At 69.0% G+C, this 16,695-nt stretch carries 12 protein-coding genes; 5 read left to right on the top strand and 7 right to left on the bottom strand.

Annotation, left to right across the window (positions count from 1 at the left end):
* Window positions 1-24: 24 nt before the first annotated feature.
* On the bottom strand, window positions 25-531 hold the full coding sequence (locus tag CYFUS_RS29530; RefSeq protein WP_095988266.1) for a peroxiredoxin: 507 nt from the start codon (window positions 529-531) through the stop codon (window positions 25-27).
* 371 nt (window positions 532-902) lie between these two features.
* Between CYFUS_RS29530 and CYFUS_RS29525 the strand changes: the two genes are divergently transcribed.
* The 3 genes from CYFUS_RS29525 (at window position 903) to CYFUS_RS29515 (ending at window position 7,055) form a co-directional block, all read left to right on the top strand.
* The gene (locus tag CYFUS_RS29525; RefSeq protein WP_095988265.1) at window positions 903-1,418 is read left to right on the top strand and encodes a peptidylprolyl isomerase; all 516 of its coding nucleotides are present in this window, start codon (window positions 903-905) and stop codon (window positions 1,416-1,418) included.
* A gap of 301 nt (window positions 1,419-1,719) precedes the next feature.
* On the top strand, window positions 1,720-3,636 hold the full coding sequence (locus tag CYFUS_RS29520; RefSeq protein ID WP_095988264.1) for a CHAT domain-containing protein: 1,917 nt from the start codon (window positions 1,720-1,722) through the stop codon (window positions 3,634-3,636).
* Window positions 3,633-7,055 carry a hypothetical protein gene (locus tag CYFUS_RS29515; protein WP_232536883.1) on the top strand — a complete coding sequence of 1,141 codons (3,423 nt, stop codon included), beginning with the start codon at window positions 3,633-3,635 and terminating at the stop codon, window positions 7,053-7,055. The genes CYFUS_RS29520 and CYFUS_RS29515 overlap by 4 nt, the downstream gene beginning before the upstream one ends.
* Before the next feature lie 20 nt (window positions 7,056-7,075).
* Here the strand turns inward: CYFUS_RS29515 and CYFUS_RS29510 are convergent, their stop codons facing one another.
* The 4 genes from CYFUS_RS29510 to CYFUS_RS29495 all read right to left on the bottom strand — a co-directional run bounded on the left by CYFUS_RS29510 (window position 7,076) and on the right by CYFUS_RS29495 (window position 11,745).
* On the bottom strand, window positions 7,076-8,554 hold the full coding sequence (locus CYFUS_RS29510; protein WP_095988263.1) for a hypothetical protein: 1,479 nt from the start codon (window positions 8,552-8,554) through the stop codon (window positions 7,076-7,078).
* Between the two features lie 84 nt (window positions 8,555-8,638).
* The gene (locus CYFUS_RS29505; protein WP_095988262.1) at window positions 8,639-9,919 is read right to left on the bottom strand and encodes a hypothetical protein; all 1,281 of its coding nucleotides are present in this window, start codon (window positions 9,917-9,919) and stop codon (window positions 8,639-8,641) included.
* 105 nt (window positions 9,920-10,024) lie between these two features.
* Window positions 10,025-11,023 (bottom strand): carbon-nitrogen hydrolase family protein, encoded by a 999-nt coding sequence (locus tag CYFUS_RS29500; protein ID WP_095988261.1) that lies wholly within the window; start codon window positions 11,021-11,023, stop codon window positions 10,025-10,027.
* The gene (locus tag CYFUS_RS29495) at window positions 11,020-11,745 is read right to left on the bottom strand and encodes a fibronectin type III domain-containing protein (protein ID WP_095988260.1); all 726 of its coding nucleotides are present in this window, start codon (window positions 11,743-11,745) and stop codon (window positions 11,020-11,022) included. The genes CYFUS_RS29500 and CYFUS_RS29495 overlap by 4 nt, the downstream gene beginning before the upstream one ends.
* Before the next feature lie 329 nt (window positions 11,746-12,074).
* Here CYFUS_RS29495 and CYFUS_RS29490 point away from each other — a divergent pair, with 329 nt between their 5' ends.
* Complete coding sequence (locus CYFUS_RS29490) at window positions 12,075-12,506, top strand: ester cyclase (RefSeq protein WP_095988259.1); 432 nt, start codon at window positions 12,075-12,077, stop codon at window positions 12,504-12,506.
* A gap of 128 nt (window positions 12,507-12,634) precedes the next feature.
* Entirely contained in the window at window positions 12,635-14,137 is a 1,503-nt protein-coding gene (locus CYFUS_RS29485; RefSeq protein ID WP_095988258.1) for a PPC domain-containing protein, read from the top strand.
* A 153-nt stretch (window positions 14,138-14,290) separates the two neighbouring features.
* Here the strand turns inward: CYFUS_RS29485 and CYFUS_RS29480 are convergent, their stop codons facing one another.
* Both CYFUS_RS29480 and CYFUS_RS29475 read right to left on the bottom strand, forming a co-directional pair.
* Window positions 14,291-15,535 carry a hypothetical protein gene (locus CYFUS_RS29480; RefSeq protein ID WP_095988257.1) on the bottom strand — a complete coding sequence of 415 codons (1,245 nt, stop codon included), beginning with the start codon at window positions 15,533-15,535 and terminating at the stop codon, window positions 14,291-14,293.
* Between the two features lie 165 nt (window positions 15,536-15,700).
* A complete protein-coding gene (locus CYFUS_RS29475) occupies window positions 15,701-16,285 on the bottom strand; it encodes an HdeD family acid-resistance protein (protein WP_232536882.1) in 585 nt (194 codons plus the stop codon).
* Window positions 16,286-16,695: the final 410 nt, after the last annotated feature.

Raw genomic sequence — 16,695 nt, 5'->3', positions numbered from 1 at the left:
GGCGCGCGTGACCCGCGGGCCGTGTCAGGCCCCGAGCTGCGTCAGCAGGGTGTCGGCATCGCTCACTTTGTATTCGCCGGGTGCCTCGACATTGAGGCTGACCACCTTGCCGTCCTTCGCCAGGAGCGAGTAGCGGCGGCTGCGCACGCCCATGCCCCGGGCGGAGAGGTCCAGGCTCAGCCCCATGGCCTTGGCGAACTCCGCGCTGCCATCGGCCAGCATGCGAATCTTCCCATCGGTCTTCTGGTCGCGCGCCCAGGCGCCCATGACGAAGGCGTCGTTGACGCTCACGCACCAGATCTCGTCGACACCGGCCTGCTTGAAGTCCTGCGCCTTCTGGAGGAAGCCGGGCACATGCTTGGCCGAGCAGGTGGGCGTGAAGGCACCCGGCAAGGCGAACACCGCGATGGTCTTGCCCGCCGCGGCCTGCGTCACGTTCACCGGGTTCGGGCCGATGCTGCAACCATTGCCCTCCACCTCCGAGTACTCCTGCAGTGTCACCGCGGGCAGTGCGTCACCAATCTTGATCATCGGTAGCTCCAAGAGAAAAAACGGTCCACATCGTGGGCCGTCCCCGAGGATTTCACAACCGTGTCAGTCTTCCCGCTCCAGGCGCGCCCGGAGTCTCACGGTGAAGCTCCGCTACAGTCCACTACAAGCCGAAGCCTCCCGGGTAGGAGGGCGGATGCTACCTGGAGGGCAGGGGCGCGCGACCACGTGCGGCACGCGGGGCTCCTCACGGGGCACGGCGAGGTACTCCTCCTGACACCTCGCGTCGAACGGAATGGAACGGGTCGACAAACCCGAGGGCGATCGACAAAGTGCGACGGTCGCCGACTCGGCGCCCACGATCCGCGTGCGCACCGCGTCCGATGACCACCGCGCGAAAGAAGGAAGGAAAAATGGCGAACATCAAGGATCCGGAAAACACCATCATCCTGGAGACGACCAAGGGAAAGGTCGTCATCGAGCTCCGCCCCGATCTCGCTCCGAACCATGTGGCCCGCATCAAGGAGCTGACGCGCGAGGGCGCCTATGACGGCGTCGTCTTCCACCGCGTGATCTCCGGCTTCATGGCGCAGACGGGTGACGTCAAGTTCGGCAAGTCCACCGGCCCCGACTTCAACCCGGGCCGCGCCGGCATGGGCGGCTCCTCCAAGCCGGACCTGAAGGCGGAGTTCAGCAGCGCCAATCACGGTCGCGGTGCGTGCTCGATGGCGCGCGCGCAGAACCCCAACTCCGCCAACTCGCAGTTCTTCATCGTCTTCGACGACGCGTCCTTCCTGGACCGTCAGTACACCGTCTGGGGCCAGGTGATCGAGGGCATGGAGAACGTCGACAAGATCAAGCGCGGCGAGCCTGTCGTGGATCCCGACAAGATCGTCTCCATGAAGGTCGCGGCGGACGTCAAGGCCTGAGCGGCGCTCCCACCGTCCAGGCGCGGCGGGTGCCGGCGTTCTCCGGCTCCGCCGTGGGGAGGCGTGTCCCGATTGGCCACGGGCCACGCCTCGATTCATCGGCTGCTCTTCGGCCAGGCAGGTCCCTGGACACCGTTCCGCCGGCGTCGCGGGCGACACAGGTTTCCCGTGTGTTCTCTCCCTGAAGGAGCGCACCCGGGAGGATTTCATTTCTGCCAGGAACTGGCTGGAAATCGACGTCGAGCGGAGTGGTGCCGGGCTGAGGGCCCGAGGGCTGGGCTGTCGCCAGGAGCAGCCCGGGGTGCACCTGCTCGGCCCCGGCTTCGATGTGGATGCGTTGCATGCGCTCACCGGGCGCCTGAAGACGGCGGCCGAGAAAGGCATGCCGCTCGAGCCCGAGCTCGCACGGCAGGTCCAGGCGCTCCACCGGGCCCTCCTCCAGGGAGAGCTCCAGGCGGTGCTCGCACGGCTGCGCGAGGCCTCCGGTGGAGGGCCCGTCCTGCTGCGGCTCATGCTCCAGGATGCGGACCTTCAAGGCTTCCCCTGGGAGGCCCTCTGTGAGCCCGGGAGGGACTTCGAGTTCCTGGGGAACTCGGCGAGCCTCCTGCCGGTGCGAGGCGTGCGCTCGCCCGAGCCCTGGCAACCGCGCGAGGTGCGGGGCGCGGTGCGGCTGCTCGCCATCGCGCCGCTGCACCCGCAGGCCCTCTCCCGGTTGCAGGGGACGCTTCACGAGAGTCTCGCCTCGGGCGAGGTCGAGTGGCTCGAGCCCCTCACGGGTCCGAGGTCCCGCGAGGCCGCCCTCTTCGAACGCCTGCGGCGCCAGCCCGAGCCCCACATCCTCCACTTCATCGGACATGGGGGGGTGCACGAGGGCCGACCCGTCCTGCGGCTGGCGGACGAGGAGGACGCGGAGCGCTGGGTGCCGGTGGAGTTGCTGGCGCAGCAGCTCCATGGCGCGTGGAGCCAGGGCCCCCTGCGGCTCATCGTCCTGGAGGCCTGTGAGGGAGCGAGCCCTGGCCCCCTGGCGAGCGCGGCGGAGCTGTTGGCGCGCACCGCGGCGGATGCCGTCGTCGCCTACCTCTGGCCGGTGAGGGCGGACGTGGCCCTTCGCTGCTCGCGTGCGTTCTACCGTGCGCTCACGCGTGCGGCCCGGGAGGAGGGGGACGTGGCGCTCAGCCTCAACGAGGCCCGGCGCAGCGTCCTGGCGGAGCTGGAGGGCAGCGCCGAGGCGTTCTCCCCCGTGCTGTACCTGCGCGGACGCGATCCGGTGCTGTTCGATTTCAAGGCGCGCAAGGTCTTGCCTCCACCCCCCGTGGCCGCACGGACGGAGGCGTCTCCCCCGCCTCCCGCCCTGGGGCGGCTGCTGGAGCAACCCTTCACGCTGCTGTTGGGAAATCGCTGGGAGGAGGAGGCGCCCGACTTCCAAGGTCTGCGCGAGCGGCTTCAGGGCGAGCTCACCCAGAAGGCGCTCCCCGTGCCACATGAGCTGCCACTGAGCACCCTGGCGCAGCACTTCGCGCTGCGCATCGGGGAGGAGGAGCTCGACTACGAGTTCCAGGAAGTATTCGGCCAGGCGGACTTCATGCCTCCCCTGGTGCGGCTGTTGGCACGGCGGCTCGGGACCGGGGTGCACATCACCCTGCTGCGCCTGCCCGTGTTGGAGCAGGCCATCGCCGAGCAGCATCCTCGGCTCACGCTCTATGTCCTCCAGCCTTCCTCGAACGCGGACGGACACGCCGTGATGATGCGGCGCGAGGCGGGCGGCGTCCGCTGGGAGCGGCTGCGCAAGGTCCCGAGCGAACTGGATACCGAGCGGGACGTGGTGGTGCTCCGGCTCTGTTCTGGCTACCTGCCGGCCCACCTCTTCAGCCATCCCCTGATCACCGAGGATGATTACCTGCTGGGCGTCCGTGGCCTGTCGAGCCTGCTGCCCTTCGAGCTCGTCGAGCCCATCCAGAGCGCCCTGAGCCTGCGTCCGCTCCTGCTCACCGGGATGTCCATGTTGGACTGGAGCCACCGGATGCTGCTCTACCAGCTCTTCGGCAGGCGCACGCTGATGCGCGGCAGCATGGCCGTGCTCGATCCCAGGAGCCGCGAGCAGGAGTTGTGGGAGGAGGGCAGGGGATTGCCTGGAAGGACCGGGGTGAGGGCGCTCGAATCGACGGATGCGGAATTGGAGGCCTGGCTCGAGGCGCTGTCGGACGGGGGGAAGGGATGAGTGGCTTTGCCAATCCCTTCCTGGGACCCCAGCCCTACCGCGCGAGTGAGCGGAACCGCTTCTTCGGCCGGGAGGAGTCCACGCGCAGGCTGGTGCAAGGCATCCTCTCCTGGCCCTGCTTCGTGCTCTTCGGACCCTCGGGAGCGGGCAAGTCCTCGTTGATGCGGGCGGGAGTGATTCCCCTGCTGGAGGAGAAGCATGAGTTCCGCGGGGTCCACGTCGAGGGCTGGCTGGCCAGCCACTCACCCCTCGAGTGGCTCGTCCAGGCGATGTTCGCGGACCTGGGGCTTGGCGCGGTGCCCGCGGGGATGCGCCCGGACGAGGCGCTCGAGGAAGCGGTGCGGCTGGCGGAGCGGCGCTCGGACCGGCCGGTGTTGCTCTACCTGGATCAGCTCGAGCAGCTCCTCCTTCCCGGACGCGACCCGGAACAGACGGACGCACTGCTCGAGGGCCTGGTGCGCCTGGTCCGCGGCCCCATCCGGGGACTGCAACTCGCGCTGCTGCTGCGCGAGGACTACCTGGGGCGCTTCCGGGAGCGGTTGCGCGGCGCGGCGGAGCTGCTGGAGCACGGCTGCCGGCTCGGCCCGCTCACGGTGCGTGAGATGGCGGAGGTGGCGCGCAGGCTGGCGGCCTCCGGCACTCCCGCGCAGCACTGGCCCCCGCACGAGCTGCGGGAGCTGATGCTTCAGGTCCGGGTGCCAGGACAGGACGACACGGACGAGGCGGAGGTACAGGCCGCCTTCGCGCAGATCGTCTGCCGCGCCCTCTGGGAGGAGCGTGCCGCCGGGAACGTGGTGCGGGGGCCGGTGGCGGCCGAGCCCATCCTGCACCGCTACCTGGATGCGACGTTGGAAGGGCTGGGGCCCCTGGCGGCGGATGCCCGGCGGCTGCTGGAAGAGCATCTGGTGGCCAGCGATGGCAGCCGGACGTTGCTGACGGAGCGGCAGGCCCAGGCCGCGCTTCCGCCGGGACAGGCCGAGCGGGTGCTGACCACCCTGGAGGGCACCGCGGTGCTGCTGGCCGGAGAGCACCACGGCAGCCGCTACTTCGAGCTCGGTCATGACTGGCTGGCGAGGAAGGTCTTCGAGCTGCGGCGGGAGCGGCTGCGGGACGAGGCGTCACGGCGGCAACTCGAGCAGGAGCGGGCCCGCTGGCGTCGGTTGCGGCTCATCTCCGTCGTGGCACTGACGGTGGCCTTGGTGATGGGGGGCCTGTTGTTGTGGGCGCTGGCGCAGACGGAGCGGGCCCGCAACCAGTCCTTGATGTCGGGGTCGCGGGAGTTGCTCGAGAGCGGCCAGTCCGCGATGGCGATGAAGCTGCTGCTCGAAGTCCGCCGGCCGGAGCGGATCCGGGGGTGGGCGGCCCTCGCGCACGGAGCCCTGGCGAGGAGCACACCAGAGGTGACATTCCGTACTCCAGGAGGGCTCAACGCGGCCTGTTTCAGCCCGGATGGACAGCACGTCGTCACCGCCAGCCCGGAGGGGACAGTCCACGTGTGGCGGACGGATGGCACGGGCCAGCCCGTGGAGTTGAAGGGACAAGCGGGGGTTATCTCCGCCGCCTTCTCTCCGGATGGCCAGTTTGTCGTCACTGCCTCGTTGGACGGGACGGCGCGGGTGTTGCGCGTGGACGGGACGGGCCAGCCCGTGGAGTTGAAGGGACACACCAAACCGATCGCGTCCGCCGTCTTCAGCCCGGATGGGCAGTTCGTGGTCACCGCGTCCCTCGACGGGACGGCGCGGGTATGGCGAGCGGATGGGACGGGCGAGCCGCTCGTACTCCGGGGACACGCGGGAATAGTCATCTCCGCTGCCTTCAGCCCGGAGGGCCAGCGCATCGTCACCGCGTCCTTCGATGGGACGGCGCGGGTGTGGCGGGCGGATGGAACGGGTCAGTCCGTGGTCCTCAAGGGGCACACGAGAGAAGTCGTCTCCGCCGCCTTCAGCCCGGAGGGCCAGCGCATCGTCACCGCGTCCTTCGATGGGACGGCGCGGGTGTGGCGGGCGGATGGGTCAGGCCAGCCCGTGGTCCTCAAGGGGCACACGAGAGAAGTCGTCTCCGCCGTCTTCAGCCCGGATGGGCAGCGCGTCGTCACCGCGTCCTACGATGGGACGGCGCGGGTGTGGCGGGCGGATGGGTCAGGCCAGCCCGTGGTCCTCAAGGGGCACGCGGCGCAGGTTCAGTCCGCTGTCTTCAGCCCGGATGGGCAGCGCGTCGCCACCGCCTCGGGAGACGGCACGGCACGCGTATGGTGGGCGGATGGAACGGGCCGACCCGTAGTGCTCGAAGGGCACAAAGGGCTGATCATGTCCGCTGTCTTCAGCCCGGATGGGCAGCGTGTCGTCACCGCCTCGTGGGATGGCACGGCGCGCGTGTGGCGGGCCGAAGGCCCGACGGAGCCGAGGGTGCTCCGGCGGCACGTGGACTCAGTCACCTCCGCCGTCTTCAGCCCGGATGGGCAGCGCGTCGTCACCGCCTCGTGGGATGGCACGGCGCGCGTGTGGCGGGCGGACGGGTCGGGTGAACCGGTGGTGTTGCGAGAGCACGCGGCACGGGTGCAATCCGCCGCCTTCAGCCCGGACGGCCAGCGCATCGTCACCGCCTCGTGGGACGGCACGGCGCGCGTGTGGCGGGCGGATGGAACGGGCGAGCCCCTCGTGCTGCGGGGACACGCGGGAATAGTTATCTCCGCTGCCTTCAGCCCGGACGGCCAGCGCATCGTCACCTCGGGAGCTGACGAGACAGCGCGGGTGTGGCGGGCGGATGGGACGGGCGAGCCGCTCGTGCTGCGAGGGCATGTGGGACAGGTCATTTCCGCTGCCTTCAGCCCGGACGGCCAGCGCATCGTCACCTCGGGAGATGACGGGACAGCGCGGGTGTGGCGGGCGGATGGGACGGGCGAGCCGCTCGTGCTGCGAGGGCATGTGGGACAGGTCAGCTCCGCTGCCTTCAGCCCGGACGGCCAGCGCATCGTCACCTCGGGAGCTGACGGGACGGCGCGGGTGTGGCGGGCGGATGGGACGGGTGAGCCGCTCGTGCTGCAGGGGCACCAAGGGTCGATCCGGTCCGCCGCCTTCAGCCCAGACGGCCAGCGCATCGCCACCACGGGAGAGGATGGGACGGCTTGCGTGTGGCGAGTGGATGGAAAGGGCGAGCCCCTCCTTCTGCAGGGACACACCGGGCCAGTCCAACGCGTTGCCTTCAGCCCGGATGGCCGACAGCTCATCACCGCCGGCAACGACAAGACCGCGAGGATCTGGACCCTCCTCTCGATCCCTGAACTCCAGCGACATCTGCGTCAGGACAACAAGGACTGCCTGACGCCGGACCTGCGCGAGACCTACCTCGATGAGGGCAAAGCGCGGGCCCAGAGGCGCTTCGCCGATTGCGAGCGCTCCCAGGGTCGCGCATCCTCCTGAACGCGCCGACGATCTCCTGCCTACCTCATGGCTTGCCGCAACTGGAGCCGGACCGCCGGATCTCCCAGCAGGAGATAGCCTCTCAAGTCATTGCGCAGCATCCAGAGGTAGCCGAGCCGCTTGGGATCGGTGGGGTCCGGCCGCTCCTCCTCGAGGGCCTCCTGTCGCTCCTGGTAGACGGACATCAGGCTGTCATTCACGTCCCGGAAGGAGCGCATCAGCGCATCGAGCGCGACCCCCACCCGGCTGCCCTTCGCCAGGACCTCGAGCGCGGAGAGGATGCGAGACGCGCGGCTCTCGGCGAGGTTCGCCGGGTTGACGAAGCCGAAGTTCCAGGCCAGATCGCTGTGCCCCACGAAGGCGAGGGGACCGAGCGGATTGGCCAGCAGGGCCTGGGGAAGCGCGGCGAGGAAGGGAGGCTCCCCGGGCCGGGGCAGGCTGTCGAGCACGGCCTCGGGGTGGCCCGGGAAGAGCCTTTGCTTCGCCAGCATCGACAGCCAGGCATGGAAGGCGCTCTTGCGCGGAGTGGCCGCCCCGAAGCACGCCACGCAGAACCACACACCCCCGGGGAGGAACGGCAACCGCCGGACCATGTCCGCGGTGAGCTCCCGCTCGGGTGTCAGACAGAGCGCCCCCTGCCGCATCCGCTGCTGCTCGGCGGAAGCCCATCCTCCACTCGGCGCCCCCAGTCCATGGGACACCGAGAGCAACACCCCCGAGCGCACCGCGCCCGCCACGCGTGGCAGTGCCTCCGCTTGCTCGCCGTGGAGGAGCTGGAGCCGCTTCGCGAGCTGTTTGGGGAGCCAGCGCTCCTCCACCATCTTCCGGCAGGGCTCCATCAGGAGCTGGTGGCTCTGGACGGTGGCCTTCGAGCCATCCGAGGCCGTGTAGAGCAGGACGTCGGTGGCCTCGGCCTGCTCGGAGGAGTGCTCGTGGGCCAGCACCTTGTCCACATAGGCGGCAAGGCTGGCGAGATCCGGTGCTCGCTCCGGCGTCGCGAAGTGCAACCGTCCCACGAAGGCTCCCTGGGCCAGCACGTGCTGGAGTTCGAAGGAGACCTGCTCCGGGCTCCCGAGCACCAGCAGGTACCTGGGCCGCTCCTCCGGGGGGACACACTCGTCCCGATACACCTGTTCCCTCCAGGTGACCGCCTGGGCCGCGTCCATGTCCGGCGGCACCCGGTAGATCTTCACCTCCGCGCCCTGTTGTCGCGCCCGGTACTCCACCAGCGGGGCAATGGCTCGCAGCAACTGGTCGCCCTCGGCCCCTTCGGGCGCGATCACACCCCATCGCTGCTCGGGCAGTGCGTTGGGGTCCGCGTCGGGCCTGTCGAGCAGGGGCACATCCGCCCGTCGTGGCAACCGCTCGGGCCGGGGGGCGCTCTGAACGGACGCCGGATCGAGCCCGGAGGGCAGACTGGGCTGGTGATCATCGGCCCTGGCGAGCAGGAGCTCGAGTGTTTCCCGGAGTGGTTCCGACAGGGAGGGACGTTGCGGCATGTCCAGGACGCTCCTCGTGGTGGGCCTTCCCCTTGGAGGCTCGTCCCTTCAACGCGGGGCGGAACTCCGTATGGGTTTGAAGCCTCACTCCCCGCTCGGCAGCGAGTAGAGGAGGTTCGTGGTGAACGCCACCTGTCCGGACTTCCTTCCGACGAGGGTCCAGTTCACGCCACCGGACACGGTCACCCCGCTCCGCCCGAGAGGGAGGCTGGCACCCCACTGGGCTTGGAGGTAATTGCCAGGCTGACTCGCGAGGCTGAGGACCTCCGCCTGTGAGTCCTGGCCGAGATGGCCCCTCAACCCGATGCTCGAATGCAGTCTCGGCAGGCCTCGCGCGAGTCGTGCCTTCACGGCCAGCGCGGCGGCCAGGGACACGCCCAGGGCACTGTTGTCGGCCTGGAGCAGGCAGTCCGGGCCGAGCGATGCCAGGACGTCGATCCGCCACGGGGCGCGCGCGTCCCTGGCGAAGCCATACGTCCCGGCGCCCAGGAGCGCCGCTCGAAGGGGCACGGTGCTGGACCGGGTCGCGGGAACATCCAACTGCACGTTGAGTCCACCATGGGAGGTGTCGACCGCGTCCTGGAAGCCGTCGAGGGCCTTCTGGTACGGGGCTTTCGCGGACGCCGCGGCCAGGAGGCGGGCGGGAAGCTCTGGGGAGCAGGTGGCGAGCCCATCGAGCGTGACGGGAATCGCGAAGAGGGCGTCGAGACACCGTGCGCGCTGCGCGGGAGTGAGCGTGTCGAGCGCGTGTCTCAAGTCCTCGCGAAACCAGCCCTCCGTGGTGAGCACTTGACGCCAGGCCTGGAGCAGCGTGGCCGACAGGGTCTCGAACGCGCCGTGGGCCGCCGCGGCGCCGACGAAGTCGAGGTTGGCCCGCAGGCCGAGGAACGCGGTGCGGGGCAGTTCCTGGAAGGGCGTGGGCAGCACGACGCTGACGTCGAAGAGACGCGAGAGACGCACGAAGGAGCGTCGGCCTTCGCTCGAGATGGCGAACGGGTTGACCGAGAAGGAGAGGAGCGCGACGCGTCTGGACGGGGTGGCGACGATGCCCAGCGAGGCCCCCGCGAGCCCGACCGTCTGGACCTGGGCCGGAGCGTCGATCTGGCCGGGCGTGCCGGCGATTCCCGCGCCGAGGACCGGTTGGATCGCCTCGGGATGGATGACCTCGACGGCCTCGTCCTCCTGGAGGCTGATCCCGAGGCGCGATTCATCCACCGCGAAGGTGCTGCTCAGGCGGGCACAGGCTTCCTGCTCATTCGAGGGGCAGCTCGCGAGTCCAGGGCAGGTGGGCTGCAGGGAGTGATAGCGCTCCAGACATGGCTGTGACGTCTGAGCCATGACGAGTGCCAGGACGGCGACAATCATGAGTGAACCTCCGCCCAAATCTCGCCCCGGCAACAGGAATCGCCCAGCGGGCCAGAAGGGCAGGGTATTCGTGAGCCAGGGACACCGGACGCCGTCTCGTCGAGCTCAGGGTTTGCCGGCCTGGTTCGGCTCCGCGTCGAAGCGCCCGTCGAAGCGCTCCATGATCCGGCGGGGGGTGTCGTTGAACATCAGCCGCAGCACGTCCGGACGCGAGTAGTGCCCCACCGGGTCGGCCACGGCCTTGGCGAGCGGGATGAGCCCCAGGTCGATGTCCGCGTACACGAGCCCCTCGGCGCGCTCATCCAGCGGCTGTGCCAGGGGCCGGCCATCCGGGCCGTAGATCATCGAGAAGCCGCCTCCGGGCAGCAGCATCTTCGCCCGGTCCGGTGAATCGCACAGCAGCGCCGTCATCTCCTCGGAGACCGTGGCGCACGAGCCGATGACGAAGCAACTGCCCTCCACCGCGTACATCCGGCTGGCGGCGAGGTTCACCTCGGGGCCGAGCGCGTACGCCATGTCGCGGTACAGCGAGAAGCTGGGCCAGGAGCCCACGTGGAGCTGCTCGCCCTGGGTGAACATCGCCTGCTTCACCAGCGGCTGGACATGTTCCCAGCAGTTGAGCGCCCCCAACCGGCCGAGCGCCGTGGCGTGCACCTTCAGGTCCCCACCATCGCCCTCGCCGAACACCGTGCGCTCGGCGTGCGTGGGCTTGAGCTTGCGCCGCGCGGCGATGAGCCCGCCCTCCGGGCCGATGAGGGCCTGGCCCATGTAGAGGCTGGATCCGGAGCGCTCGCTGTAGCCCATCACCACGTGGATGCCGTGCCGTCGGGCCACCTCGCGCAGCCGCACCATGTGTGGGCCCTCCACCGTGAGCGATTGGTCGAAGTAGCGCTGCACGAAGCGCATGCCCCACGCGGGCGCGCCGAGCCAGATCCAGAACGGATAGCCGGGCAGCCACGTCTCCGGGAAGGCGATGAGCGAGGCACCCTGGCTGGCGGCCTCGGCGATGAGGCGCTCGGCCTTGTCCACACCGGCGTCGAGGTCGAGGAACGCGGGAGCGGCCTGCACGGCCGCGGCCTTGAATCGGGGAGGAGTCGTCGTCATCTCCCCTCTGTACCGCTTCGGCCCACACGTGTCCCACCCCCTGGTCGGAGGCGGATGACGAGCCCGAGCGCCGACAGGGCCATCATCGCGAATCCCCCGGGGCCGCCCGTGGCGCAGCCCCAACCCAGGGGGGCCTCCAGCGCGCCGCCGTCATCGGGAGTGCCCGCGTCGGGAGGCGTGCCCGCGTCGGGAGGCGTACCCGCGTCGGGCGGAGTGTCCGGAGCACCGCCATCGGACCCCGCGTCGGGGGTGGGGTTGGTGCCTCCCGGGGTGCACTCCCCGCCGGGAAGCGGGGTGGATGCTCCGCCCGTGTTGGGAAGGATGAGGACACCGTCCGAGGACACATGGGTGGCCAGTCCCGCGCCGTTGGTCGCGCGAATGGTGACGTAGTAGCGCTGTCCGGGGAGGAGGTTGAGATCATACAGGGTGTACGACAGAACCAGCCCGACGGGTTCGAACCCGCGCACCTCGGTGCCACACGGCCGGGTACCGACGGCGAGTGAATAGCCAATGATGCTCGACTCGGGATCGGAGAAGCCAGGCGGCTGGCCCCAGTCGCTCTGGAGGATGCCGGCGTAGTCCTGCTCGTCCTTGTCGATGCCGATTCCATCCAGGACGGTCCCCGGACGAGGTGGCGAGGTGTCCGTCTGTTGGCTCCAGGCGGCGAGCGGGAGAAGGACGAGACTGGCGGCCAGGCCGCCGCCGAGGGCACGAGGGAACACGGATTCCTCCAGGAATGAGCACGACTGAGCACGACGTGTCCCGCAGCCTCCCCAAGAAGACCGCGGGGCGCCAGCCCCGGCGCCCCCGAGCCCGTTCACCAACGCGCGGGGTGAACCTCATGCTCATCCCCAGCATCAAAGCAGGTGCGGTGTGGGGGGGAGCGGCCAACCGTTGACGAAGACACGCACGGGTCGTTGGGCAGAGGTCACTGCCTGGTCCTCCTGGCCCATGGCCTGCGTGCTACTGCACGCCTTCTCGCCCGGGTGATTGTGATTCTCGCGCGGTTCAGCACCATGGCGGTCCCCTGTCACACGCGGAAGGACACCTCATGAATGCCCAGCAGGCCCGGGAACTCTACGAGCGGTATCTGACTCGCCTCTATGTCCAGCGCGATGTCGAGAGCATGACTGATTTCTTCGCTCCCGATGTCGTGGCGCACCCCCTGCCAGCCGGCCTTCCGGCGGGCGCGCCGGGATTGAAGCTCATGGCGCGCGTGTGGTTGGAGTCCTTCTCGGACATCCAATTCACCATCCATTCCTTCCTGTATGATCAGGGCATGGTGGCCGTGCGCCTCGCCGTGACGGGGGTGCACACCGGCGGTTTCATGGGCATTGCCCCCACCGGGCGGCGCGTGGAGATCACCGACCATCCCCACTTCCGGCTGCACAACGGCAAGGTGGTCGAAATCTGGGATCAGCTGGACATGATGTCCCTGCTGCAGCAACTCGGCGCGCTTCCCCCCGCCATCCAGGCGGCCTGAGTTCCCGGTAAAACCCGAGGTACGTGTCAGACCTGACTCCTAGTATCTCTCTTCGTCGAAACGCCCGCGACGACGACGTGTCTCGCGGTGCACCAGACGAAGCCAGTTCTTGGAGTCAGGAGAATCCCTTGAAGCGTTTTGCGCGGAAGGCTTTCACGGCGTCATGGCTCACGTTGGCCCTGGTGGGGTGTGGTCCCGAGATGTCGGTTCCCGAGGAGCCGGCGGGCGGGGCCGAGCCCCTGGTGGAGAAGGGCCCGCTGCTCCCGGAGCGGGTGCAGGCACTCGCCTCGAGCTGTACGGGACCGAGCTCCCTCGTCAGCGGCACCCCGGTGACGGGTATCGCTGCCTCGGCGGGCGAGTGGTCCTGCGACTACACCCTGAATGTTCCGTCGGGGTCCACCAACCTCAAGTTCACCACGACCAGCGGCTCCGGGGATGCGGACCTGTACGTGAAGTTCGGCTCCGAGCCTTCCCTGGGCGTGTATGACTGTCTCTCCAACGGGAGCAGCAACTACGAGACCTGCGCCATCACCACCGCCCAGGCTGGGACCTACCATGTGAAGGTCTATGGCAGTAAGGCGTTCTCCGGGCTCAGCCTGACCGGTTCGTTCCTCGCCAGCGGTCCGGCGGGTTGCACCAGCACGACGACGCTCTCCAACGGCGTCCCGGTGAACAACATCGGCGTGTCGGGGGGAAGCTGGTCGTGCATCTACAGCTTCTATGTCCCGTCGGGGTCGACTCGCGTCACGTTCGTCTCCTCGGGGGGCAGTGGGGACGGGGACCTGTACGTGCGCTACGGCTCCTCGCCGAACGACACCACCTACGACTGCAAGTCGGCGGGCTATGGAACGGATGAGGTCTGCACCATCGACATGCCGCGGATCGGCGTCTACTACGCGAGGCTGTATGGCTATGGCACGTTCTCCGGGGCGAGCCTGACGGGCCTGTACTCCCTGACGGGGTATCCCGGCTGCACCACCACGAGCGCGCTCGTCAACAATACGCCCGTGAACAACGTGGGGGCACCCGCCAGCACCTTCTCCTGCGACTACACGCTCGAGGTCCCCTCGGGGGCGACCAGCCTCACGTTCTCGGGCTACGGGGGCTCTGGAGGCTCCTCTCACCTGTATGTGAAGCGGGGCTCCGCGCCGACGCTGTCCTCGTATGACTGTGCCTCGACGTCGGGCACCTCCACCTGCACCTTCACGTCCCCGCAGGCGGGGATCTGGCATGTGCGGGTCTACAACGGGTCCTCGTCCGGGACGCTCTCTGGGGTGACGCTGCGAGGCACCTACGTCACGAGCGGCGGTGGAGGGACCGGGGTGCTGGTGAACAACCAGGCGGTCCTCAACCTGTCGGGCGCCACGGGCTCTTTCAGGTACTGGACCATCACGGTGCCGGACGGCAAGGCCTTCCTGGAGGTGACGGCCGAAGGAGGGACGGGTGACGCCGACCTGTACGTCCGCAAGGACCTGCGGCCCGACGAGTCCAACTACGACTGTCGTTCCCTGGCCGGAGGGACCTATGAGCGCTGCTACGCAGGCTCCCCCCTTCCTGGCACCTATTACGTGATGCTCAAGGGGTACTCGGACTACTCCGGCGTCCAGTTGAAGGCCGTCTACGGCCCTTGAGCCGGCTGTCGCGAGGACCCTCCGGCCGGCCGCGCCAGGGCCATCGCCCCCACCACGAGGGACATGGCTTCCTGGCGCTCGAGGAGTGGGGTGTCACCGCGCATCATCGACAAGCGTGAGCGGTCATACCCCTCTGGCTCCCGATGGCGAGGGTCAGGCCTGCGGATGCTGGACGTTGCTCCTCAGCTCCCGGCGGACCGCCTCGCCTACGCGCTCACCGATCGTCTCCGCCACGCGCGCGCGGATCTCCTCGCCGACCCTCTCGCGGATGACGCTCACGATGCGCTCGGTGTCGATCTGACCGAAGCCGGGCTGGGCGCCCATCCAGGGCTCACCCATGCCTGGCTGCTGAGCCCCGCCCAGCACGTCGCGGAGCGAATCGACCAGCCGCTCCCGGAGCACCTCTTCCAGCTGCTCGCGGAAGTTGCGCGCGAGCCGCTCGTGGAGGGCGTCGACCAGGCGTCCGCGCAGGGCGTCCGCGATGCGCTCGGGCTGGAGCTGGCCATAGCCCTGCGGCCCCATCCGGCGCTCGACCATCGCGGCGCGCAGCGTGTCCGCCAGCCGCTCCCGGAGCGCTTCGCGGACGCGCTCGCGCAGGGCGGTGTGGACCTTCTCGCGGATCCCCTCCACGATGCGCTCACGAATGGCGTCCGCGAGGCGCTCGTGGTCGATCTGGCCGAAGCCTTGCGGCCCCATCCGGCGCTCGGCCACCGCGGAGCGCAGCGCGTCCGCCAGCCGCTCCTTGAGCGCCTCGCGCACGCGCTCACGCACGGCGTAGGTGAGCCGCTCGTGGAGTTCATCGGCCAGGCGTCCGCGGATGGCCTCCGCGAGGCGCTCGTGGTCGACCTGGCCGAAGCCCTGCGGCCCCATCCGGCGCTCGGCCACCGCGGAGCGCAGCGCGTCCGCCAACTGATCTCGGAGCGCCTCGCGGACACGCTCGCGTACGACGGAGCCGATCCGATCCCGCAGCGCATCCTCGAGGCGGTTGCGAACCTTCTCCGCGAGGCGCTCGGTGTCGAACTGGCCATAGCCCTGCTGGGCGATCATCCAGTGCTCGACCAGCGCGGTACGCAGGGCCTCTCCCAGCCGATCCTTGAGGACCTCACGCACGCGCTCGTGCACGCCGGAGCTGATGCGATCGCGGATGGCCTCGGAGAGGCGCTTGTGGATGGCCTCCGAGAGGTTCTCGGGATCGAGCGGAGCGGGCTGTTCCTGAATCAGCGGCGAGCGCTCGGCCTGCGCGCAGCGCAGCGCCTCGCCGACGCGCTCGCGAATTTCGGTACCGAGGCCATCCTCGAGAGCTGACACGACACGCTCGCGGACCGCATCCGTGATGCGCTCCTTGAGAGACTCACCAATCGCCTGCTGCTCCTGGGTTGAGAACTTTTCGCTGCTCATTGAACCCCCCGATACGGTGGAACCGTGGAAGCGGCAAGCCAGCGGGCTGCTCTTGCCGCAACGCATGGATAGGGGAATCCCCTGGTGCCAGATATGACCTTCAGGGGAAGGTTCATTGTTGCTCCGATGAAAGTTCGGAGGCTCGAGGCTCGTTCACACCGGGAGTCATGGGTGGGCGAGGCGTTGCATCGCCCCGCGCACCGCGAGCGCACCCGCCATGATGGAGATGCCGCGGCTGAGGATTTCCACGCCCACCACGAGCCCCAACGCCCACAGGGTGGAAGTGGGCATCTGGGAGGAGATGATGACGCCCAGCACCACGGACACGATGCCGTAGGCGAAGTCCCAGCCCCACCCCGCGTAGCGGTCGACGATGGAGGTGATGCCCCGGAAGAGCCCGCTGGCGAAGAAGTACCCGGCCAGCAGCAGTGTCATCGCCACCAGTCCGGAGCCCGGCCGTGCCAGGACCATCGCCCCCACCACGATGGAGAGGACGCCTCCCAGCAGGAACATCAGGAAGGGGCCTGTCTTGCGGACGCGGAAGGCGTGGACGATTTCGAAGACACCCGCCACCACCAGCATGGAGCCGAAGAAGACGACCGAGGCGACGCTGGTGATCACCACCGCTCCCAGCGCCACGATGCCAAGCAGGGAGAGCAACAGACCCATGACGAAGGGCCCCCCCCAGAGCCCCGACATGTTTCGTTGAGGAGTCTTGCCTGTATCGATGTTGGAGCTTGTGATTGCCATGATGGACCTCGTGGAGAGAGCAGGATTTCACCCCCACGAATCTGGAAGTGTTCGGCGGGCCCGACAAGCGACGAAGGAGTCCACGGGAGGGCGGAGGCTCCTTGGGACGGGGGGAGGGCCGCGTTGCGCGCGATGGCTCCACCTCTCGTCAGCCGGTGTGCTTCACTCGATGCCTGCCTGCCTCCCCCCACGGGGCGAGAGGGACGTTCCAGGTGGAGGGGAAGGTGCCCATTCGGCTGCTCGCCTCGTGACGGTGGTTGACCCGAGTACCGGCCTCGCCGCCGGGCCCTGGTGACCTCTACACCCGCCCGAGCTTCGCCTGCCGTTCAGTAGTGGCCTCCATGAGCCCCAGTGCCGTTGACCCGGGCTGAGGGGTCGCCCGAAACTTTCGATCTCGACAAACCGGACAG

The sequence above is a fragment of the Cystobacter fuscus genome (assembly GCF_002305875.1).
Lineage (GTDB): Bacteria > Myxococcota > Myxococcia > Myxococcales > Myxococcaceae > Cystobacter > Cystobacter fuscus_A.
This window is presented reverse-complemented; position numbering and strand designations above follow the sequence as displayed.

What these genes read in the sequence shown, in the direction of transcription:
- CYFUS_RS29530 (WP_095988266.1), bottom strand. Translation starts at nt 531, where the DNA reads ATGATCAAGATTGGTGACGCACTGCCCGCGGTGACACTGCAGGAGTAC.
- CYFUS_RS29525 (WP_095988265.1), top strand. Translation starts at nt 903, where the DNA reads ATGGCGAACATCAAGGATCCGGAAAACACCATCATCCTGGAGACGACC.
- CYFUS_RS29515 (WP_232536883.1), top strand. Translation starts at nt 3,633, where the DNA reads ATGAGTGGCTTTGCCAATCCCTTCCTGGGACCCCAGCCCTACCGCGCG.
- CYFUS_RS29510 (WP_095988263.1), bottom strand. Translation starts at nt 8,554, where the DNA reads ATGCCGCAACGTCCCTCCCTGTCGGAACCACTCCGGGAAACACTCGAG.
- CYFUS_RS29505 (WP_095988262.1), bottom strand. Translation starts at nt 9,919, where the DNA reads ATGATTGTCGCCGTCCTGGCACTCGTCATGGCTCAGACGTCACAGCCA.
- CYFUS_RS29500 (WP_095988261.1), bottom strand. Translation starts at nt 11,023, where the DNA reads ATGACGACGACTCCTCCCCGATTCAAGGCCGCGGCCGTGCAGGCCGCT.
- CYFUS_RS29490 (WP_095988259.1), top strand. Translation starts at nt 12,075, where the DNA reads ATGAATGCCCAGCAGGCCCGGGAACTCTACGAGCGGTATCTGACTCGC.
- CYFUS_RS29480 (WP_095988257.1), bottom strand. Translation starts at nt 15,535, where the DNA reads ATGAGCAGCGAAAAGTTCTCAACCCAGGAGCAGCAGGCGATTGGTGAG.
- CYFUS_RS29475 (WP_232536882.1), bottom strand. Translation starts at nt 16,285, where the DNA reads ATGGCAATCACAAGCTCCAACATCGATACAGGCAAGACTCCTCAACGA.